Here is a 20,761-nt window from a genome sequence, read left to right as displayed (position 1 = left end):
CTAAAGATCACGTCTAAAATCAATTCATAATTAACTTTGATTCATGAATTGAGGCACCATGAGCGAGACCATTCATCCTGCCGATCTCGGCTTTTTTTCAGTACTGGCCGCAGCCGGCAGCCTGAGCGCAACGGCCCGGGAACTCGGCCTCACGGCAGCCGCCGTCAGCAAGCGGCTCGCGCAGATGGAACAACGCGCAGGCGTCATGTTGGTCAATCGCACCACCCGGCGGATGATGTTGACCCCGGAGGGTGAGGTCTATCTGGAACGGGCACGCAGGATCCTGGATGAGATCGATGAACTGGGCGAACTGCTGGGCAGCGCGAAGAAGGGGCCAACGGGCCTGTTGCGCGTCAATGCCACACTCGGCTTCGGCCGCAGCCATGTCGGTCCGGCCATTTCACGCTTCATCACGCAGTATCCGCAGGTCTCTGTTCAGTTGCAGCTTTCCGTCACACCGCCGCCGCTGACTGAAGGCGCCTTCGACGTGTGCATTCGTTTCGGAGAGCCGCCCGACACCCGTGTCATCGCCCGCAGCCTGGCCCCCAACCGACGGCTGCTATGCGCGGCACCAGCCTATCTCGCCCGACACGGCATGCCGGCTTCTCCACGGGACTTGAACCGACACAACTGCATCGGTATCCGGCAAGGAGACGAAGCCTATGGCGTCTGGAAACTGAGCAGCGGCCGTGGTGGCACGCAGAAGACCGAATCCATCCATACCCACGGCACGCTGACGACCAACGATGGCGAGATCGCGGTCCAATGGGCGCTGGACGGACACGGCATCCTGATGCGGGCGGAATGGGACATTAATCAATACCTGGCCGACGGGCGTCTGGTGCAGGTGCTTCCGCTGCATTCGACGCCGGGAGCCAACATTTATGCGGTCTATGCACAGAGCCACCAGCTCTCGACGCGCATTCGGACCTTCGTCGATTTCCTGGCGGCGGAACTGGGCGACAAACTGCGCACCCAGAGAAGTACGGCGACCCGCCGGACAGAGCACTAATTGTGTTCTTTGGCGGATGCCTGGCGAGGGAATACACGGATACGGCCCACCACAGAAGAGATTCCTTCACCGCTGCGTCCGAAAACCGCGATCGCCTCCATCCTCCCGATTCCGTGGTTCTCCCGACGGACAAAACGGATCACGCGCCGGCTCATCCTCGGCCGCCCCCTTTTATCCTGGCCTTTTCAGGAATTCATCACCTCTCTACGGGGAGGCCCGTCTGCTGTCCACAGCCACGCGACTCGAACGCGAGGTCGGACGGTTCTTGCAAGGCATCGGCGCGCTGGATACGCAGATCGCCGCGCACGCGCTGATCGCCAACAACCCCTACGCTGCCCGCCCCCGTCCCGCCGGCATGGCCAGCCCCAGCAGCGCCACGGCCGCGAACACGGCGCCGGCCAGAAAGGTCGCGGACGGCCCCCAGGCCTGCCACAGCCAGCCGGCCAGGACGCTGGCCAGCAGCATGCACACGCCGCTGGCGAGATTGAAGACCCCGAACGCCGTCCCCTTCATATCCGCAGGCGCTGTGTCCGCCACCATGGCCGACAGGATCCCCTGGCTGAATCCCATGTGCAGCCCCCATAGCGCCGCGCCCGCCAGCAACGGCCAGGCGCCGCCGTCGATCGCCAGCGCCAGATCGGCCAGCACCAGCAGGATCAGGCCGGAGGCCAGCACCGCCGTGCGCGGCACACGATCCGACAGCCAGCCTGCCGGATAGGCCGACAGCGTGTAAAACAGCGACATCACGATCAGCACGACGGGCGCCCAGGCGGCACTCAGGCCCATATCCTGCCCACGCAGGATCAGAAAGGCCTCGCTGAAGCGCGCCAGCGTGAACACGGCGCCGATCGTCACCACCCGCCAGTAGGCCGCGCCCAGGCCGCGCACGGCGTGCCAACGGATGGGAGAACGAAACACGCGGCCCCGCCCCGGCGCCGGACCCGCCTCCCGCACCCCCCAGAACAGCAGCCCCATGGCCACGATTCCCGGCACCACGGCAAACCACAACACGTGCCGGATATCAGTGAAAGCCAGCATCAGGATGACCGCCAGCCCCGGCCCCAGGAGCGCGCCCACGGTATCCATGGACTGGCGCAGGCCGAAGGCCGCTCCGCGAATCCGCGGCGGCGTGACATCGGCGACCAGGGCATCGCGCGGCGCACCCCGGATGCCCTTGCCGATCCGGTCGATGAAACGGGCCGCGAACACCATCGTCACCGAATGCGCCAGTGGAAACAGCGGTTTGCTCAAGGCGGCCAACCCGTAGCCCGCCAACAGCAGCCCCTTGCGCCGACCCAGGGCATCGCTGATCGCACCGGAAAAGACTTTGACGATCAGGGCGATGGCCTCGGCCACGCCCTCGATGACACCGACAGCCAGCACACTCGCGCCCAGGCCGGAGACCAGGAAGATCGGCAGCAGGCTGTGGATCATTTCCGATGAAAGATCCATGAACAGGCTGACCAGCCCCAGCATCCAGACCGTGCGCGGAATGGCGCGTTTTCCGTTCGTGTCCGGAACGGAATGCTCTTGATTCATATAAAGTCCCTCAGGGTTCGAAGACCGAGATCGATTCCACGTGCGCCGTGTGAGGGAACATATTGACCGCGCCCGCGGCCTTCAGCGTCCATCCGCCCACATGGTGCAGCACCCCGGCATCGCGCGCCAGGGTGGCGGGATTACAGGACACGTACACCACGCGGCGCGGCCTTTGCGCGGGCGTCAGCGCAGCCAGCGCCTGCGCCACGGCCAACGCGCCTTCGCGGGGAGGATCGATCAGCATGCGGTCGAAATGACCCAGGCCGCGCAGCCAGTCGGCATCCACTTCGAACAGGTTGAGCTCGGTGAACGCGGCCTTGTCCGCCAGGCCCTGGCGGACGGCGTCCTCGCGGGCGCGGGACACCAGCGCCGCGCTGCCTTCGATGCCCACGACCGCCCTGCCCTGCGTGGCCAGCGGCAGGCTGAAATTGCCCAGACCACAGAACAGGTCGGCCACGCGATCATCGGGCTGGACGTCCAGCAGGCTCAGGGCCCGCGCCACCAGCACCTGATTGATGTGGGGGTTGACCTGGGTGAAATCCGTGGGCCGGTAGTGCATCCGCAGGCCATAGGCCGGCAGCGCATAGGCCAGCGTGTCCGCCCGGGCGGGATCCAGCGGATGCGCCGTCTCCGGCCCCTTGGGCTGCAACCACCAGTCGATCCGGTGCCGGACGCCAAAATCGCGCAGGCGCTCCAGGTCGGACGGGGTCAGCGGCTCGAGGTGCCGCAGGCAGAACACCGTGGATTCGTCGCCGACGGCCACCTCGATCTGCGGCATGCGGTCAGGCCGCGACAGCCCGCCGATCAGGTCGCGCAACGGCATCAGTAGCGCCGACACGTGCGGCGGCAGCACGAGACAGGATTGCATGTCGGCCACGTAGCTGCTGGCGCGCTCACGGAACCCCACCAGCATGCCACCCTTTTTCGGCACCAGCCGCACGGACAGCCGGGCGCGATGGCGGTAGCCGGAAGTCGGCCCCTGCAACGCTGGCAGGATCTGCGCGGACCGGACTTTGCCGATGTGCGCCAGCGCATCCTCGAGGGCGCGCTGCTTGATCGCCATCTGGGCGGCCGGTTCGAAGTGCTGCATGGCGCATCCCCCGCAGACGCCGAAATGCGGACACGGGGGCCGGGCACGTTGGGCGGAAGGCCGCAGGACGCGCTCGACCTTGGCTTTATCGAAGGACGGCTTGCGGCGCGTCACGCGGGCCAGAACCCGTTCGCCGGGCAGCGCGCCCTCGATAAAGACGACTTTGCCTTCGTGATGGGCAATACCCTGGCCTTCGAGATCCAGGGATTCGACATTCAGGGACAACAGAATGGGTTCAACCATGAGGCCAGGCAGAGAGGAATGCTTTCCAGTGGGGCGCATCGATGGCCGCCAGGGTGTCGCGCACCAGCGCGAGTTCGGCCGCATAGGCGGCCGCATCGAGTTCGCCCTTGATCAGGCGGTAGCGGCAATACACCAGCCAGGTATTGACCACGTCGGTCTCGCAGTAGTTGCGCACCTGATCCCGTTGCCCGGCATGCCAGGCCTGCCAGACCTGGCCTCCGTCCATGTCGAGTTTGCCCGGGAAACCGCACAGCTTGGCCAGCTGATCCAGCGGCGCGTTGGCGCGACCGTTGAATTTTGCCAGCACGTCCATCAGATCGACGTGCCGGGTGTGGTAGCGGTTCAGGTAGTTGTTGAAACGGAAATCGCGATCGTCCTCGCCCGTGTCCCAGTAGCGCAGCGCGGCCACGCCATGAATCAGGCTGCGATAGTGCAGCACGGGCAGATCGAACCCCGAACCATTCCAGCTGACCAGCGTGGGCGTGTAATGGCCGATGGTCTTGAAGAAACCGGCAATCAGGGTCTCCTCGGGATCGTCCGTCTGGCCCAGCGTGCGGACGCGAAACCCCTGGTCGTCACGGAACACACAGCCGATGACAGCGATCTTCTGCAAGTGCAGCGGCAGAAAATCGTTGCCATGGGTCTCGCGGCGACGGGCAAGCGCGACCTCGATCAGATCGGCATCCGGCAGATCGGCCCACTGCGGTTCCAGGCGCCGCAGACCGTCGGCGTCCGGGATCGTTTCGAGGTCGAAGACCAGCGTCGGAATCATCGCGCCGGCAGGTAGGACAGGGGATTGACCGGCGTACCGCGACGGCGGATCTCGAAATGCAGGCGCGGCGAAGTGGTATCGCTCTGGCCCAGCGTGGCGATTTTGGCGCCTTTTTTCACGGTCGCGCCCGTCTTGACCAGCAGAGACTGATTATGCGCATAGGCCGTGATGAAGCCGTTGCTGTGGCCAAGCAGGATCAGATTGCCCAGGCCGCGCACACCGTTGCCGGCGTACATGACCTTGCCCTCGGCAGCGGCCGTCACAGGCGCGCCCACGACACCCTCGATGTCGATGCCCTTGGTGGTGGCGTTGAACCCCTGGATGATCTTGCCGCTGCTGGGCCAGTCCCAGGAGATCAGGCTGGCGTCGCTGGCGCGCGAGGCCGAGGTCTCGACCGGCGTCGTCGTGCCGCCCGTCGCCGTGGAGCCACCGCTGCCGCCCGAGGCGCCCCCCGAGGATGCGGGCTTGACCGGCGAAGTCGTCGCGCCCGAGCCGCCCGAAGGCATCGGGGTGCCGCTGTCCAGACGCAGCACCTGGCCAATGGCCAGCTGGGTCGGGTCGCCGATGTTGTTCAACTTTGCCAGGCGCGAGACCTCCATGCCATGCGCCTGGGCGATCTTGTAGAGGGTGTCGCCCGCCCGCACGACATAGGTGCCCTTTGCCTGCGCCCCTCCGGCGGCGGTCCCGCTGGAATGATCGGTCACGGGCGCGCGCGCGGAGGTCGAGGCGCAGCCCGACAAACCAACCGCTGACAGGACGGCAACCGACAAGGTGACGGCCGACAGAAGAAAGCGCCCGGTGCGCTGCGGTTGGGTAGACGGAGCATCTGTCACCAGCGTCCCATCGAGCATGTGGTTCTCCTACTTAGGTCTGCGTGCCAGGACGCAACGGTACGAATCGGACATCGTCGAGTTCAAGCCGGTGCCAGGAGGACAATCCGGTCCGCTCGATCAGGATCAGCCTTTGGTGCGCCGTGCCTTCCGGGGCGATCAGGCGTGCCCCCACAGCCAGCTGGTGCAGCAAGGCTTCTGGGATTTTAACCCCCGCAGCGGCAACGACAATCCCATCGAAGGGCGCGCGGTGTTCCAGCCCCCGCATGCCGTCGCCAAAAATCAGCCGCACCCGCCCCCGGACACCGGCCTGGGCGAGGTTCAGCCGTGCCTGATCATACAGGCCGCGCACCCGTTCGACGGCATGGACCTCGGGCACGAACCGGGCCAGCACGGCCGCCTGGTAACCACAGCCAGCGCCGATCTCCAGCACCCGCGCCGGCGTGCGGCCCTGGCACATGACCGCCAGCATATGCGCCACCACCCAGGGCTGGGAAATGGTCTGGCCATAGCCGATGGGCAAGGCGGCATCCTCATAGGCCCGGCTGGCCAGCCCCTGATCCACGAACAGATGGCGCGGCACCGCCTGCATGGCCGACAGCACCCGCTCATCGGCAACCCCCTGCTCGCGCAGGCGATGCACCATCTGCAGGCGCAACCGGTCCGAATTCAGGCCCAGGTTGGCGGCGGCGGGCGCAACGGGCGTCCTGTCCTGGAAGTGCGGCAAAGCGGACGGGCGCGGCCCGAGAATGCGCGTATTGCTGTTGGCCACCGAATAGCCGGGCCCCAGCGCGGACCCCACCGGAGACGTCCGCGGCCCGCGCGCAGGCTTGTCCAGCGGGTGACGCGGCTTGTCCAACGGATGACGCGGCTTGCTCATCGGATCTCCCGGGAACTCATCGGTCGCTCATCCACTGCGCGACCTTGTCGGTACGGGCATGGTCCGTGAGATCGGCCCGCAAGGGCGTCATCGATACGGCATGCGCCTGGATGGCGCCGAAATCCGTGTCGGCGCCGCCGTCCAGCGCCTGCCCGACCGGACCGATCCAGTACACCGTCTCGCCGTAGGGGGTCGTGCTGCGGATGACGGGTTCGGCGGGATGACGGCGCCCCAGGCGGGTCGTGCGGTAGCCCGCCAGGTCGCGGTAGGGCACCGCCGGAATATTGATGTTGAGCAGCAGCGGTTCCTCCCAGGGCCGATCATGGAACCGCGCCGCCAGATCATGCGCGACCCGGGCCGCGCAATCCAGGTGGCGCCACTCGCGGTCGGCCAGGGAAAAGGCCATGGACGGGATGCCGAACAGGTAGCCTTCCATGGCTGCGGCCACCGTGCCCGAATACAGGGTATCGTCGCCCATGTTGGCGCCATTGTTGATGCCCGAGACCAGCAGGTCGGGTCGGTTATCGAGCATGCCTGTCAGCGCTACATGAACGCAGTCCGAAGGCGTACCGTTGATGAAATAAAAGCCATTGGCGGCCTGGCGCACCGACAGGGGCCGGCGCAGCGTCAGCGAATTGGATGCTGCGCTGCAATTGGTTTCCGGCGCCACCACGGTGACCTCGCCCAAGGGCCGCAGCGCCGCCGCCAGGGCTTCGATCCCCGCTGCGTTGTAGCCATCGTCGTTGGACACCAGAATGCGCATATGCTCGCCTTTCCCACTTGAAACCGGATGGTGCGAATTGTACCCGCGCCGCGCTGCGCTTTAGAATGGCGCCCATCACTCATCCCGTGCGGATCGTCCCGCCGCCCTACCCGCCATGACTTCTTTTATTTCGATTCCAGGCCTGGCCACTGCCCTGCTCATCGGCTACCTGATGGGCTCCGTGCCCTTTGCCGTCGTGGTCAGCCGCGTCATGGGCCTGAAAGATCCGCGCAGCTTCGGTTCGGGCAATCCCGGCGCGACCAATGTGCTGCGAGGCGGCAACAAGCTGGCTGCGGCCCTGACCCTGATCGGCGACGCCGCCAAGGGCTGGCTGGCGGTGGCGCTGGCCGCCTGGGTCGTGCGTCAGGGCCTGCTGCCCGAAGCCGCGATCCCGCTGGCTGGCCTGGGGGCGTTTCTGGGCCATCTGTATCCGCTGTTCCTCGGCTTTCGAGGCGGCAAGGGCGTCGCCACGGCGCTGGGCGTGCTGCTGGCGCTGCAGCCCTGGCTGGCCCTGGCAACCGCCGCCACCTGGCTGATCGTGGCGCTGGTGACCCGCTACTCGTCCCTGGCGGCGATTCTGGCCGCTGTCTTTGCGCCGTTCTACTACATCCTGGGGGACAAGGTGGCCTGGCACGCGGATCCGCTGACCATTGTCGTGATCGTATTCATCAGCGTCCTGCTGCTGTCGCGCCACCGGGCCAACATCGACCGTTTGCTGGCGGGCAAGGAAAGCAAGATCGGCAGCAAGAAAAAATAGTCTCCCCGGGAATCGGACCATCCCCCGGAAGCGGGGCGCTCAGCCGACGCACACGTCCTGCAAGTCCCAGCGAGGCCGCACCTCGAAGGCGGCATCACTGCGCAGAGCCGCAAGATCGACCAACCCGGCGCGCCCGCGCATCACTGCGGCCCAGGCAATCATCGCGCCATTGTCGGTGCACAGATGCAGCGGCGGGAAAAACACCTGGCCGCCCAGGGTGTTCAGGGCATCGCGCAACCGCGCGCGCAGATGCCGGTTGGCGCCCACACCGCCCGCCACCACCAGGGTTTTCAGCCCGGTGCGGCGCAGCGCCTGCAGAGATTTGGCCGCCAGCACATCCACGATGGCCGCCTCGGTCGAAGCGGCCAGGTCGGCGCGCGCTGCCCGGTCGTCGTCCTGACCGACATCACGCAGGGACCGCATCCGGGTCAGCACGGCGGTCTTCAGGCCGCTGAAACTGAAATCCAGGTCGCCGCTATGCAGCATGGGACGCGGCAGCGCGCATGCCTGCGGATCGCCCTGCTCGGCCAGACGCGACAGTTCCGGCCCGCCCGGATAGCCCAGCCCCAGCAGTTTGGCGCTCTTGTCGAACGCCTCGCCTGCCGCGTCGTCCAGCGTCTCGCCCAGCAGATCGTACCGCCCCACGCCGTCGACCCGCATCAACTGCGTGTGGCCGCCCGACACCAGCAGTGCCACGAAGGGGAAATCGGGTCTTTCGTCGGCCAGCAACGGCGACAGCAGATGGCCTTCGAGATGATGAATGGGGATCGCGGGCAGATTCCGCGCCCAGGCAAAGGCGCGGGCAAAACTCGCGCCCACCAGCAGCGCCCCGGCCAGGCCGGGACCGGCCGTGTAGGCAACGGCATCGAGGTCTTCGGGACGCACACCCGCCTCGCCCAGCACCTGGCGCGTCAGCGGCACGATGCGGCGGATATGGTCGCGCGAAGCCAGTTCCGGCACCACCCCGCCATACTCCCGGTGCATGGCGATCTGGCTGTGCAGGGCATGCGACAGCAGACCGCGCTCGGTGCACGCGACCGCCACCCCGGTCTCGTCGCAGGAACTCTCGAATCCGATGATCAGCATAGGGCGCAAGTGTACAACTGATCTCGAAAGGGCTTTAGAATGACCCGGTCTTAAACAAAAGTAACGAAGACAGACATCCAAAGGAGACACCATGCTGGAACAGTTCTTCAAGCTCACGGAACATGACACCTCGGTCCGCACAGAAGTGCTGGCTGGCCTGACCACCTTTCTGACGATGGCCTACATCGTATTCGTCAACCCGGACATCCTGTCGAGCACCGGCATGGACAAGGGCGCGGTTTTCGTCGCCACGTGTCTGGCTGCGGCGCTGGGCTCGCTGATCATGGCCTTCCTCGCCAACTGGCCCATCGGCATGGCGCCGGGGATGGGCCTGAACGCCTTTTTCGCCTTCACTGTGGTGGCGCAGATGGGCTACTCCTGGCAACAGGCGCTGGGAGCGGTCTTCATTTCCGGGGTGGTGTTCGTGATCCTGACGGTGACCGGCGCCCGGGAGTGGCTGGTCGCAGGCATCCCGGCCTCGCTGCGATCGGCCATCGCCGCAGGGATCGGGCTGTTCCTGGGCATCATCGCCCTGGGCTCGGCGGGCATCGTGGTCGCCAATCCGGCCACCAAGGTCGGGCTGGGCGACCTGACCCACGCCACGACCCTGTTCGCCGTCCTGGGATTCTTCATCATTGCGGCCCTGGACGCGATGAGAATCCGTGGTGCCATCCTGATCGGCATCCTGGCCATCACCCTCCTGTCGATCGTGACGGGCTACACGGAATTCAGGGGCATCTTCTCGGCACCGCCCAGCCTGAGCCCCACATTCTTCGAGCTGGACATCATGGGGGCGCTGAATACCGGCTTCTTCCACGTAATCCTGGTGTTCGTGCTGGTCGAGGTCTTTGACGCGACCGGGACGATGATCGGCGTGGCCACCCGCGCCGGCCTGATCCGCCCGGGTCGCCCCGGGCGCCTGGGCCGCGCCCTGCTGTCGGACAGCTGCGCCATCGTGGCCGGCTCCATGCTGGGTACCAGCAGCACCACCGCCTACATCGAAAGCGCCTCAGGCGTTCAGGCGGGCGGGCGCACCGGCTTGACCGCCCTGACCATCGCCGTGCTGTTCCTGCTGGCGCTGTTCCTGTCGCCGCTGGCCGCCATCGTCCCGGCCTATGCCACGGCCCCCGCCCTGCTGTATGTGGCCTGCCTCATGCTGCGTGAACTGGTCGACGTGGAGTGGAGCGACATCACGGAATCCGTCCCGGCCGCCATTGCCGCCATTTCCATGCCGCTGACCTATTCCATCGCCAACGGCCTGGCCTTCGGTTTCATCAGCTACGTGGCGATCAAGATCCTGTCGGGCCGCTTCCGCGAAATCCACCCGGCCACCCTGCTGGTCGCCATCCTCTTCACCATCAAATACGCCCTGTTTCCGGGATGAGTCGGGACATAGGACAGCCCTCTGCGGGCTGTCCTATGCCAGACGAATCCGAGCGGCGTGCAAGCCGCGAGGTGGGGGAGGCCGTCACACTCAAAGCGGCGTGCAGGCCACGAGGCAGAGAATCCCGCAAAGCGAAGGGATGCCACGATCCAAGAATCCCCATCCCGCCCGGCTTGCAAATTCCCGCTTCCGCCCCCATATTGATTGGAACCCCGGACGGCATCCTGCCGTCCGACCCGATCCTGGAGCACTCATGAGCGTCATCGAACTCACCCAAGACACCTTCCAGGCGGCCACCCAGGCCGAGCAGCCCCTGATCATCGATTTCTGGGCGCCCTGGTGCGGTCCCTGCCGCCAGTTCGGCCCGACCTTCGAGGCCGCCGCCGAGCAGCACCCCGACGTCACGTTCGCCAAGATCAACACCGAGGAACAGCAAGAACTGGCGGCGGCGCTGCGCATCCGCTCCATTCCGACCCTGATGGTCTTCCGTGAAAACGTGCTGCTGTTCCAGCAGGCCGGCGCGCTGTCCGCCTCGCAACTCGAAGAACTTCTGACCCAGGTGAAAGCCGTGGACATGGCGCAGGTCCACGCCGAAATCGCCGCCCAGGAAAAAGCCTCGTCCACCTCCCATTGAGCGCCGCGCCCCCGGTTGCCGCGCAACCCGCCCATCGGCCGGATCCCGGCCGATGGCGCATCCTGGCCGTACTGCTGACGACGATCTTCATGTCCCTGATCGGGGTCAGCATCGTCAACGTCGCCCTGCCCTCCATCCATGTCGCCCTCAACGCCACGCAATCCGACATGCAGTGGGTGCTGTCCGGTTATGCGCTGACGTTTGGCGTCGTGCTGGTGGCCGCCGGACGCGCCGGCGACCTGATGGGACGCGGCGGCCTGTTTCTGATCGGCGTAGCCCTGTTCACCCTGGCCTCCGTCGCGGCGGGGCTGGCGCCGGATGCCGCATGGCTCAACGGCGCGCGCTTCGCGCAGGGTGTGGGATCCGGCCTGCTCAACCCCCAGGGTCTGGGCATGATCCAGCAGTATTTCCAGGGCGCGGAGCGTGGCCGCGCCTTTGGCTATTTCGGCACCATGGTGGGATTTTCCGTGGCCATTGGCCCGGTCCTGGGCGGGCTGCTGATCGAACTGGGCGGACAGCAACTCGGCTGGCGCCTGACCTTTCTGGTCAATGTCCCGATCGGGATCGCCGTTCTCGTGCTCGGCTTCAAGTGGTTTCCCCGGCCACTGATCCGCCTGCCTGCCGCCCCGGGCCCGAACCAGGCATCCACCCCCAGGGCCCCCGCGCACCAGGGCTGGCGCTCCCTGGATCCCGTCGGCTCCCCGCTGCTGGGACTGGCGGTCCTGTGCTTTCTGTATCCGTTCGTCGAATCCCGCACCGCGCCCCTGACCTGGCTGCTGCTGCCGCTGAGCCTGGGGTTGACGGCCGCGTGGATCGGCTGGGAACGGCATACGGCGCGCCATGGCCACAGCCCCATGGTCGATCTGCGGATCTTTTCCACGTCCAGTTTCAGCAATGGCGTGCTGATCATGAGCCTGTATTTCCTGGGCATGACCAGCATCTGGGTGCTGGTCGCCCTGTATGTCCAGGAAGGCCTGGGCATGACGGCCCTGCAATCCGGCCTGTTCGGCATCCCTGCCGCCCTGCTGTCCTCCTGGGCCGCCGACTGGGCCGGACGCCGGGTGATGGCATATGGTCGCCGGATCGTCATCATCGGCCTGCTGCTGGCCCTGGCCGGGCTGCTCCTGAGCGCGGGGGTGATCCTGCTGCAGGTGCATGACCGGATCAGCGCCTGGTGGCTGCTGCTGACCCTCTCGTTCATCGGCCTGGCGCAGGGGCTGGTGATCAGCCCCAATCAGGCGCTGACACTGATGGATGTGCCGCTGGATTACGCGGGCAGCTCCGGGGCCATCATGCAGACGGGACAGCGCATCGGCACCTCCGTGGGCATCGCCATCATCACCGCCGTCGTCTTCTGGACCCTGAACATGTCCTCATGGCCGACCGCGATGGTCGCCGGATTCGGCGTCATTGCGGCCGTTGTCCTGGTGGCCCTGCTGGTCGCGATCAAGGATCAACGGATCCGGCGCCAGCCAGGCGCGGCATGACGGCCGCTCACTCGCGGCCGACCTGTTCCCCGGCACCCCCGCCGGCATCCAGGACGCGCCAGCATCCCTGTCCGCGCGTCTGATCGGTATAGAGCGTCTCGAGATCCACAACCTCATCGCGCAGACAGCGCAGGCGCCAGACGACGCCCTGGCCGTCATATTCCGCATGCTCGATCCGCGCACCCATCGCCAGCAGGCGCGCCTGCACACGGTCCATGTCCGCATAGGGACAGGCGCACAGCACGTGGCATTCCTCGCGCAATTCCACCCGATCCGCCAGCCGCAGACATTCGGCTGCCGTCCCGCCATAGGCCCGCACCAGACCGCCCGTGCCCAGCTTGATGCCGCCGAACCAGCGGATCACCAGCACCGCCACACGGTCATAACCCTGAGCGTCGATGGCCTGCAGGATCGGCCGGCCCGCTGTGCCGCCCGGCTCACCATCATCCTGGAAGCGATACTGCTCGCCCAGACGCCAGGCCCAGCAGTTGTGCGTCGCCTGAAGATCACGGGACGCTTCCAGAAAGGTCTGGGCGGCCTCGGGCGAGTCGATGGGCGCTGCCAGGGCCAGAAACCGGCTCTTGCGGATGTCGGTCTCGTGGCGGACCACGCCGGTCAGGGTATGTGGCATGCGCCCGTCCATGCCGGTCGCCGGCCACCATCCGGTCTACGGCACCCGTCATCCGGCGCCCGGGCGATCATGGCAGACGCCACGCCTCACACCTCGATGCCCTGGGACGCCAGGTATTCCTCGTAAGTCCCGGGGTAATCGTTCAGGCGGCCGTCGGGCAGGATCTCGATCACCCGCGTCGCCACGCCCGACACGAACTGGCGGTCGTGCGAGACGAACACCAGCGTGCCTTTGTATTGTTCCAGTGCATATTGCAGGGACTCGATGGATTCCATGTCCAGGTGATTGGTGGGCTCGTCCATCAGCATCACATTGTGGCGGCCCAGCATCAGGCGGCCAAAACTCATGCGGTTCTTTTCGCCGCCCGAGAGCACGCGCACGGCCTTGGTGATCTCGTCACCCGAAAACAGCAACCGGCCGAGCACCGAGCGGATCGACTGGTCCTCGTCTCCCGGCTGGCGATAGTCCGTCATCCAGTCGAACAGATCACGGTCGGAATCAAACTGATCGGACACGTCCTGGGCCATGTAGCCGAGGTCGGCGTTTTCTGACCAGCGCACTGCTCCCTCGTCGGGCGGCAGGTTGCCGGCCAGCAGGCGCAGCAGGGTCGTTTTCCCGACCCCGTTGGCGCCAATGATGGCGACCTTCTGGCCGGCCTCGATCATGGTGGACAGGCCCGCGATGATGGGCCGGTCATAGGCTTTCGACAGGTCCTCGATGTGCACGGCCTGACGATGCAGCACCTTGTTGACCTCGAAGCGGATGTAAGGATTCTGCCGCGAGGACGGCTTGACCTGGACGGTTTCGGCCTTGATGCGGTCGATCTGCTTCAGGCGTGAGGTCGCCTGGCGCGACTTGGACTTGTTGGCGGCAAAGCGGCGCACGAAATCCTGCAGCTCGCTGACGCGTTCCTTGGCCCGCGCATTGGCGGCCACCTGCCGTTCGCGCGCCTGGGTGGAGGCCAGCATGTAGTCGTCGTAGTTGCCCGGATACACGCGCAGTTCGCCGTAGTCCAGATCGGCCATGTGGGTGCAGACTTCGTTCAGGAAATGGCGATCGTGGCTGATGATGATCATCGTGCTGTCGTAGCCGTTGAGCACGGTTTCCAGCCAGCGGATGGTGTTGATGTCGAGGTTGTTGGTGGGCTCGTCGAGCAGCAGCACATCAGGATTGGAGAACAGCGCCTGAGCCAGCAGCACGCGCAGTTTCCAGCCCGGCGCGATCTCGCGCATCGGCAGCTGATGCTGTTCGACGGGGATCTCCAGGCCCAGCAGCAGCTCACCGGCGCGGGCCTCGGCGGTGTAGCCATCGTACTCGGCAAATTTGCCTTCCAGCTCGGCGGCGCGCATGTAATCGTCCTCGGTCGCCTCGAGGTTGGCGTAGATGGCGTCGCGATCCGTCATCGCCTGCCACATTTCGACGTGTCCCATCATCACCACGTCCAGCACCCGCACATCCTCGAAGGCGAACTGGTCCTGGCGCAGCTTGCCCAGCCGCAAGCCGGGTTCCAGCGCGATGTTGCCCGAGGTCGGGTCCAGGTCGCCGCCGATGATCTTCATCAGGGTGGACTTGCCCGAACCATTGGCGCCGATGAGGCCATAGCGGTTGCCGTCGCCGAATTTGACGCTGACGTTCTCGAACAGGGGCTTGGAGCCGAACTGGATGGTGAGGTTGTTGGTGGAGATCACGGTGGCGACAAGAAAAATGAAATCAAAATAACCTGCTAGTTTAGCAGGTGGAGAATCATGATTTTTTAAGACCGGCGGCCCTCCCGACGGGACGATCCGTTCCCGGGGAACCGCTGATCCAGAAGCGCGCTAGTGTGGGTCCTGGCCGGCGTCTTCAGCTCCGGCCGCCTCATCGCATCCACTGCATTCAATCCCATGCGCATGTCCATGCTCCTGGAACACCAGGTGCGCCATGCCGTCTTCGGTGGCGATGCCCGTGCGGGCCCCCACCGGCAACGTGGCCTTGACCTTGACATGACCATAGGGCAGGCCCGTGATCACCGGCACGCGCACCGTCTTGCGCAGCCAGCGCACCACTGCGTCCAGGTCGTAACCGTTGTCATGCGGCGCCAGACGGTAATCGGTGAACTGGCCCAGCACGATGGCGTGCTGCTTTTCCAGCACGCCGGCATGCCACAGCTGGGTCAGCATGCGCTCGATCCGGAAAGGATGTTCGGAGATGTCCTCCAGGAACAGAATGCCGCCCTGGACATCGGGCAGGTACGGCGTGCCGACCAGCGAAGCCACCATCGCCAGATTGCCACCCCAGAGGATGCCGCGCGCGTCCACCGAATCGGCGCCGGGCGACTCGAAGCTGAGGATTTCCAGCTCGCCCGACAGGGTTTCCTGGAACAAGGCCTGGGTCAGGTCATCGACTTTCTTGGCACCAAAATCGAAGATCGCCGTGGGACCGGCGAGGCTGACCGCGCCGGTGCGCGCCAGCAGGGCCAGGTTGAAGGCGGTGAAATCGCTCTGGCCGATGAAGGTCTTGCCGCTGTCGGCCACGGCCCGCCAGTCGATGTGCGGCAGCAGGCGGCTCAGGCCATAACCGCCCCGCGTCGCCATGACGACCGGGTGCTTCTGTTTCAGGGCGCGCTGGATGGACGCCAGACGCTGCTTGTCAGTGCCCGCAAAACGCTCGTGCACGGCCAGCGCCGTACGATCGGCCGTCACGCGGAAACCCATCGCGCGCAGGCGCTCCGTGGCCAGATCCAGTCTGGCGGGTTCCGGCACGGCGCCCGAGGGCGAGATCAGGTAGATCCCTGAAGGCTGCGCATGCACGCCATGCGCGCCGCATCCCGGGTCGTCGCAGACAAGGTGCGTGTGTTCGCCGCCGGTGGCTGGACGGGACGCCGTGCGAGAGGATGAAGCGGAGGCGGATTTCTGTTTGGGCATGGCGGAAAGATTCCAGGAAAGAGAGGGATCGGCCCCGGAGGCCATCGAGGGGAAATCGGCGCACGCCTGCGTCGCCGGCGCGCTGGCGCGCGCCGTACGGACGGCTTCGCGCCGGGCGCGAAAGAATCGGCGCAACAGATCGCCGCAGGCCTGCGCGCGCACCCCGCCCCGCACCCGGGCATGATGGTTCAGGCGCGGCTGCGCGGACAGATCGACCACGCCGCCGCAGGCGCCGGTCTTGGGGTCGGACGCGCCATAGACAATTTCCGCCAGACGCGCATGGAACATCGCCCCCAGGCACATGGCGCAAGGCTCCAGCGTCACATACAGGCGCGCGCCGCTCAGGCGGTAGTTGTCCAGATGGCGGGCGGCGGCGCGCAACGCCACGACCTCGGCGTGCGCCGTGGGGTCGCGGTCGAGAATGGTGCGGTTGTGCCCGGTGGCCAGCAGGTGGCCCTCGGAATCCAGCACCACGGCCCCAACGGGGACCTCGCCAAGCGCCGCCGCCTGTCTGGCCTGCTCGAGCGCCAGCGCCATGGCGCCGTCATCGTCCAAAGGGCTGATGCGCGTTTCAGCCACGATACATCCGCGACCGCAGCACGATCTTCGAGGCCAGGCTTTCGACGGCAGCCTCCAGCAACTGATAGAGCTCAGCGTCCTCACCGAACCGGGCATGGTTCAGATTGGACACCCGGCCGTCCTCGATGAACCCCCAGGCCCGGCTGCGTTTTTCCTTGTGGCGCGGATCCCAGACGCCGAACGCGACGCCACCCGAGCGGCGGATCAGGGAAAAGCAGGGAATGTCGGTATAACCGTCGCCGACGAAGATCATCTGTTCGAACGGCACACGCAACTTGTCGGCATCGACCTTGCGATTGACCTCGAAGGGCTTGTTGCGCGACTCGGCGCCGATGATTCCTTTCTGGATGTGAAACAGATAACGCGTCTTGTCGGTAAAGCTGACCACCCGGCGCGGAAAATCGATGGCGCCGTCGGCGTCGTAATGGAATTCGGAAGCCCAGATGTCGGAGAACCAGTCCGCGATGGACGTCTCGCGCAGCACGTCGCCAATGCCGCTGGAAATCAGATAGAACTCCAGCTGCACGGTCGGATGCGCCTGATGCAGCCGCGCGCGCAGACGCTCGAACAGGGTCGTCACGCCTTCGTGCAAGGGCAGCCGCCGGCCCCAGTCGCGCAGACGATCGCGGGTGATCGGGCCATGGCGGCCCGAACGGGACAGCGCCAGCATCTGGTACAGATAGGCCGGCACCGGGTCCCAGTCCTCATGGTCCAGCAGCGGCCCGACCCGGTCATGCCAGAAGGCCGGCACGTCCACACCGATCTCCTGAAGAAATCCCGAGGTGCTGTCCGGCGCCAGGGTGTCATCGAAATCGAAGACCAGCGCGATCACGTCCGCCATATGCGCATCCAGTTAAGTCTCAATCCATACCGGCCAGCACGGCCAGCGCCCCGGGCAAAGCGCCCGGCAGATCTTCGGCCAGCAGTCCCTGCCCCAACCCGTCGGCCGCCAGGCCATGCAGCCAGACGGCGGCGCAGGCCGCCTCGAAAACCGGCATGCCGGCCGCCAGCAGACCGGCCACGCAGCCCGCCAGCACATCCCCCGAACCGGCGGTGGCCAGCGTCGGCGGCGCATTGTCGTTGATGACGCAGCGGCCGTCGGGCGCCGCGATCACGGTATCGGCGCCCTTGAGCACCACCACCGCGCCGCTCTGCCGGGCCGCCGTCCGGGCACGCCACAGTTTATCGTCTCCCACGCCCGCCGCCCCAACATCCGCTGAAGGCGACTCCATATCCGCTGAAGGCAGCACCGCGCCGAACAGGCTGGCGAACTCGCCTTCGTGAGGCGTCAGCACGCAGGTTTCGTGCAGCGCGCCCAGCAAGACTTCCGGCTCATCGGAGAAACCGCTGAGTGCATCGGCATCGAGCACGCAGGGACGGCCTGTCGCCAGCAAAGCCAGCACCTGATGCCGCCCCTGGGGCGTCCGGCCCAGCCCCGGCCCGATCAGCAGCACATTGCGCCGCGGATCGGCCACCGCCAGGTCCAGCGCGCCATCCTGCGGCAGCGCCTCGACCATGATCGAGGTCAGCGCCCCGGCCTGGAGCGCCCAGGCGGACGGCGGCGTAGCCAGCGTCACCAGGCCAGCCCCGATCCGCGCGGCCGCCAGGCAGGCCAAGCGGCTGGCGCCCGGCATCTGCGCGCCGCCCACCACCAGCGCATGGCCCCGGTGATATTTGTGGCCATCGACGCGCGGCCAGGGGAAAATCCCCGCCCAGAGGTCGGGATGATTGGCGTACGCCGCGGGCGCGATCCCGGACAGGGCGGCCTCGGGCATGCCGATGTCGGCGCAGACCAGCGCGCCGCACAACACACGTCCGGGCAACAGCAGATGACCGGGCTTGCGCCGGCAAAAGGTGACCGTCAGATCGGCCCGCACCACGGCCCCCGGCGCGCGACCGCTGGCACCGTCCAGGCCGGTCGGCACATCGATGGCGCACACCGGCGCGGCGGCGGCATTGAGGGCCTGAATCAGCGCCCGCAAGGTGCCCTCCGGCGACCGGCTCAATCCGGCGCCCAGCAAGGCATCGACAATCAGGCCGGCGCCCTCCAGGCACGCCGGCTCAGCCGGCTCGAGTGGCCCGGACCAGGCCTCGGCCGCCCAGGCCGCATCTCCGCGCAAGGCATCGCGGCGGCCCCACAGCGCTACCCGCACCGGCCAGCCCGCATCCCGCAGCAGGCGCGCCACGACAAAGCCATCGCCGCCGTTGTTGCCCGTCCCGCACAGGACCCGCACGGGCCTCGGCGCCCAGCGGTCGCAGATCGCCCGGACCACGGCCGCCCCGGCCGCCGCCATCAGTTGCACACCGGTCACGCCCGCCGCCGGCGCCGCCCGGTCGGCGACGCCCATCTGCGCCGGACTCAGCAGCGCATGACGCGACAGCCCCTCCGATCCGGGAGCCGGAGCGGGCGGCGACGCGCCGCCCGCCCGATGTGTCCGGGAAGGCCGGATCGACATCACCGGCCTCAGGCGGACTGCGCCGCCCGCTGGCGCAATTCGAACTTCTGGATCTTGCCGGTGGACGTCTTGGGCAACTCGCCGAACACGACATGGCGCGGCACCTTGTAGCCCGCCAGATGCGCCTTGCAATGCGCCACGATGTCCTCGACGCCGACCTGCGCGCCGGCCTTGAGCTCGACGAAGGCGCAGGGGGTCTCGCCCCAGCGCGCGTCGGGCCTGGCGACCACGGCGGCGGCCAGCACGGCCGGGTGGCGATAGAGGACATCCTCGACTTCGATCGAGGAGATATTCTCGCCGCCGGAGATGATGATGTCCTTGCTGCGATCCTTGATCTTGATATAGCCGTCCGGATCGACCACCGCCAGATCACCGCTGTGGAACCAGCCGCCCGCGAACGCTGCCTGCGTCGCACGCGGATTTTTCAGGTAGCCCTTCATGCAGATATTGCCCTGGAACATGATCTCGCCCATGGTCTGGCCATCGGCCGGCACCGGCCGCAGGGTGTCGGGATCCAGCACCCGGGTAGCCTTTTCGAGGTGATAGCGCACACCCTGGCGGGCGTTGCGCTCGGCCCGCCGGCCAATGTCCAGGTCGTCCCAGGCCGCGTCCTTGGCGCAGACCGTGGCCGGCCCATAGACCTCGGTCAGGCCGTAGACATGGGTCAGATCGATGCCCAGGGCCTCCATGCCCTCGATCATCGAGGCGGGCGGCGCGGCGCCCGCCACCATCGCCCGGATGCCGGCAGGAATCGTGTCGCGCAGCGCCTGCGGCGCATTGACCAGCATGCTCTGGACGATGGGCGCCCCGCAATAATGCGTGACGCCATGCGCGCGCATCAACGCCACCATGGTCGGCGCATCGACCCGCCGCAGGCAGACATTGACCCCCGCCCGTGCCGCCACGGTCCAGGGAAAGCACCATCCGTTGCAGTGGAACATGGGCAGCGTCCACAGGTAGACCGCATGCTTGGGCATGTCCCATTCGAGAATGTTGGACACGGCATTGAGGGCCGCCCCCCGGTGATGGTAGACGACGCCCTTGGGATCGCCGGTGGTGCCGCTGGTGTAGTTCAGGGTGATCGCATCCCATTCGGCCTCCGGCATCGGCCAGGCGAAATCGGGGTCCCCTCCGGCCAGCAAGGCCTCATAGTCCAGCGTACCGATGGCCTCGCCCGGACCGTCGTACTGGGGGTCGTCGGCATCCACCACCAGAATGGGTTCGGTGCGGGTGCGCCGCGCCAGCGCCTCGCGCACGACGCCCGAGAATTCCCGATCGACGAGAATGGCGCGCGCCTCGCCGTGATCGAGCATGAAGGCGATGGTGGCGGGGTCCAGCCGTGTGTTCAGGGTATTGAGGACGGCCCCGCTCATGGGAACGCCGAAATGCGCCTCGACCATGGCGGGGACGTTCGGCAGCATCGCGGCCACCGTGTCCCCCCGGCCGATGCCGCGCGCGGCCAGGGCGCTCGCCAGACGGCGGCAGCGCCGGTACAGTTCGGCCCAGGTATGGCGGATGACGGCATCGCCCTGGCCATGCACCACTGCGGTCCGGTCCGGGTAGACCTCGGCGGCCCGCTCCAGATACAGCAGCGGCGTCAACGGCGCGAAATTGGCCGGATTCTGAGGCAGATCCTGTTCGTAAATCGAGGTCATGCGTGTCTCCATCCATCTGTCGGGGCATCCCGGCGCAGTCACGGCGCCCTCCCCCTCGCG

The 20,761-nt window shown here is 66.7% G+C and carries 18 protein-coding genes; 5 read left to right on the top strand and 13 right to left on the bottom strand.

Translation table 11 applies throughout. The annotated features are described in order from the left end of the window. The first annotated feature begins 58 nt into the window (after positions 1–58). Entirely contained in the window at positions 59–1,012 is a 954-nt protein-coding gene (locus tag ACK5JE_RS09935; RefSeq protein ID WP_416801552.1) for a LysR family transcriptional regulator, read from the top strand. Positions 1,013–1,339: 327 nt separating this feature from the next. Here the strand turns inward: ACK5JE_RS09935 and ACK5JE_RS09930 are convergent, their stop codons facing one another. Genes ACK5JE_RS09930 through surE form a run of 6 tightly spaced genes read right to left on the bottom strand, consistent with a single transcriptional unit; the run spans position 1,340 to position 7,129 of the window. Beyond that, positions 1,340–2,551 carry an MFS transporter gene (locus ACK5JE_RS09930; RefSeq protein ID WP_416801551.1) on the bottom strand — a complete coding sequence of 404 codons (1,212 nt, stop codon included), beginning with the start codon at positions 2,549–2,551 and terminating at the stop codon, positions 1,340–1,342. Between the two features lie 10 nt (positions 2,552–2,561). Further along, positions 2,562–3,884: a 23S rRNA (uracil(1939)-C(5))-methyltransferase RlmD gene (gene rlmD, locus ACK5JE_RS09925; RefSeq protein WP_416801550.1), complete on the bottom strand. Its 1,323-nt coding sequence runs from the start codon at positions 3,882–3,884 to the stop codon at positions 2,562–2,564. Continuing rightward, complete coding sequence (locus tag ACK5JE_RS09920) at positions 3,877–4,656, bottom strand: 3'-5' exonuclease (protein ID WP_416801549.1); 780 nt, start codon at positions 4,654–4,656, stop codon at positions 3,877–3,879. Before ACK5JE_RS09920 ends, rlmD begins: the two co-directional genes overlap by 8 nt. Next, on the bottom strand, positions 4,653–5,507 hold the full coding sequence (locus ACK5JE_RS09915) for a peptidoglycan DD-metalloendopeptidase family protein (protein ID WP_416801548.1): 855 nt from the start codon (positions 5,505–5,507) through the stop codon (positions 4,653–4,655). Before ACK5JE_RS09915 ends, ACK5JE_RS09920 begins: the two co-directional genes overlap by 4 nt. A gap of 13 nt (positions 5,508–5,520) precedes the next feature. Beyond that, on the bottom strand, positions 5,521–6,366 hold the full coding sequence (locus ACK5JE_RS09910; RefSeq protein WP_416801547.1) for a protein-L-isoaspartate(D-aspartate) O-methyltransferase: 846 nt from the start codon (positions 6,364–6,366) through the stop codon (positions 5,521–5,523). A gap of 16 nt (positions 6,367–6,382) precedes the next feature. Next, positions 6,383–7,129 (bottom strand): 5'/3'-nucleotidase SurE, encoded by a 747-nt coding sequence (surE, locus tag ACK5JE_RS09905; protein ID WP_416801546.1) that lies wholly within the window; start codon positions 7,127–7,129, stop codon positions 6,383–6,385. 115 nt (positions 7,130–7,244) lie between these two features. Between surE and plsY the strand changes: the two genes are divergently transcribed. Beyond that, entirely contained in the window at positions 7,245–7,886 is a 642-nt protein-coding gene (gene plsY / locus ACK5JE_RS09900) for a glycerol-3-phosphate 1-O-acyltransferase PlsY (RefSeq protein ID WP_416801545.1), read from the top strand. A 39-nt stretch (positions 7,887–7,925) separates the two neighbouring features. Here the strand turns inward: plsY and tsaD are convergent, their stop codons facing one another. Further along, positions 7,926–8,972, bottom strand: coding sequence for a tRNA (adenosine(37)-N6)-threonylcarbamoyltransferase complex transferase subunit TsaD (gene tsaD, locus ACK5JE_RS09895; protein ID WP_416801567.1), 1,047 nt, complete (start codon positions 8,970–8,972; stop codon positions 7,926–7,928). A 91-nt stretch (positions 8,973–9,063) separates the two neighbouring features. Between tsaD and ACK5JE_RS09890 the strand changes: the two genes are divergently transcribed. From ACK5JE_RS09890 to ACK5JE_RS09880, 3 genes are all read left to right on the top strand, one after another. After that, positions 9,064–10,356: an NCS2 family permease gene (locus ACK5JE_RS09890; protein ID WP_416801544.1), complete on the top strand. Its 1,293-nt coding sequence runs from the start codon at positions 9,064–9,066 to the stop codon at positions 10,354–10,356. A 253-nt stretch (positions 10,357–10,609) separates the two neighbouring features. Then, positions 10,610–10,990 carry a thioredoxin gene (gene trxA / locus ACK5JE_RS09885; protein WP_416801543.1) on the top strand — a complete coding sequence of 127 codons (381 nt, stop codon included), beginning with the start codon at positions 10,610–10,612 and terminating at the stop codon, positions 10,988–10,990. Then, complete coding sequence (locus ACK5JE_RS09880) at positions 10,987–12,477, top strand: MFS transporter (protein WP_416801542.1); 1,491 nt, start codon at positions 10,987–10,989, stop codon at positions 12,475–12,477. Before trxA ends, ACK5JE_RS09880 begins: the two co-directional genes overlap by 4 nt. Positions 12,478–12,484: 7 nt before the next feature. Here the strand turns inward: ACK5JE_RS09880 and ACK5JE_RS09875 are convergent, their stop codons facing one another. From ACK5JE_RS09875 to ACK5JE_RS09850, 6 genes are all read right to left on the bottom strand, one after another. After that, complete coding sequence (locus ACK5JE_RS09875; RefSeq protein WP_416801541.1) at positions 12,485–13,108, bottom strand: IMPACT family protein; 624 nt, start codon at positions 13,106–13,108, stop codon at positions 12,485–12,487. A gap of 86 nt (positions 13,109–13,194) precedes the next feature. Continuing rightward, positions 13,195–14,796 carry an ABC-F family ATPase gene (locus ACK5JE_RS09870; RefSeq protein WP_416801540.1) on the bottom strand — a complete coding sequence of 534 codons (1,602 nt, stop codon included), beginning with the start codon at positions 14,794–14,796 and terminating at the stop codon, positions 13,195–13,197. 129 nt (positions 14,797–14,925) lie between these two features. Continuing rightward, positions 14,926–16,686: a tRNA adenosine(34) deaminase TadA gene (gene tadA / locus ACK5JE_RS09865; protein WP_416801539.1), complete on the bottom strand. Its 1,761-nt coding sequence runs from the start codon at positions 16,684–16,686 to the stop codon at positions 14,926–14,928. After that, positions 16,583–17,431: an HAD family hydrolase gene (locus tag ACK5JE_RS09860; RefSeq protein ID WP_416801538.1), complete on the bottom strand. Its 849-nt coding sequence runs from the start codon at positions 17,429–17,431 to the stop codon at positions 16,583–16,585. Before ACK5JE_RS09860 ends, tadA begins: the two co-directional genes overlap by 104 nt. Positions 17,432–17,450: 19 nt before the next feature. After that, the gene (locus tag ACK5JE_RS09855; protein WP_416801537.1) at positions 17,451–19,046 is read right to left on the bottom strand and encodes an NAD(P)H-hydrate dehydratase; all 1,596 of its coding nucleotides are present in this window, start codon (positions 19,044–19,046) and stop codon (positions 17,451–17,453) included. An 8-nt stretch (positions 19,047–19,054) separates the two neighbouring features. Then, entirely contained in the window at positions 19,055–20,701 is a 1,647-nt protein-coding gene (locus ACK5JE_RS09850) for an acyl-CoA synthetase (RefSeq protein WP_416801536.1), read from the bottom strand. Between the last annotated feature and the right edge of the window lie 60 nt (positions 20,702–20,761).

Source organism: Castellaniella sp. (assembly GCF_047971665.1).
Lineage (GTDB): Bacteria > Pseudomonadota > Gammaproteobacteria > Burkholderiales > Burkholderiaceae_B > Castellaniella.
The sequence above is the reverse complement of the archived record's forward strand: the minus strand, read 5'-3'. Positions and strand labels throughout refer to the sequence as shown.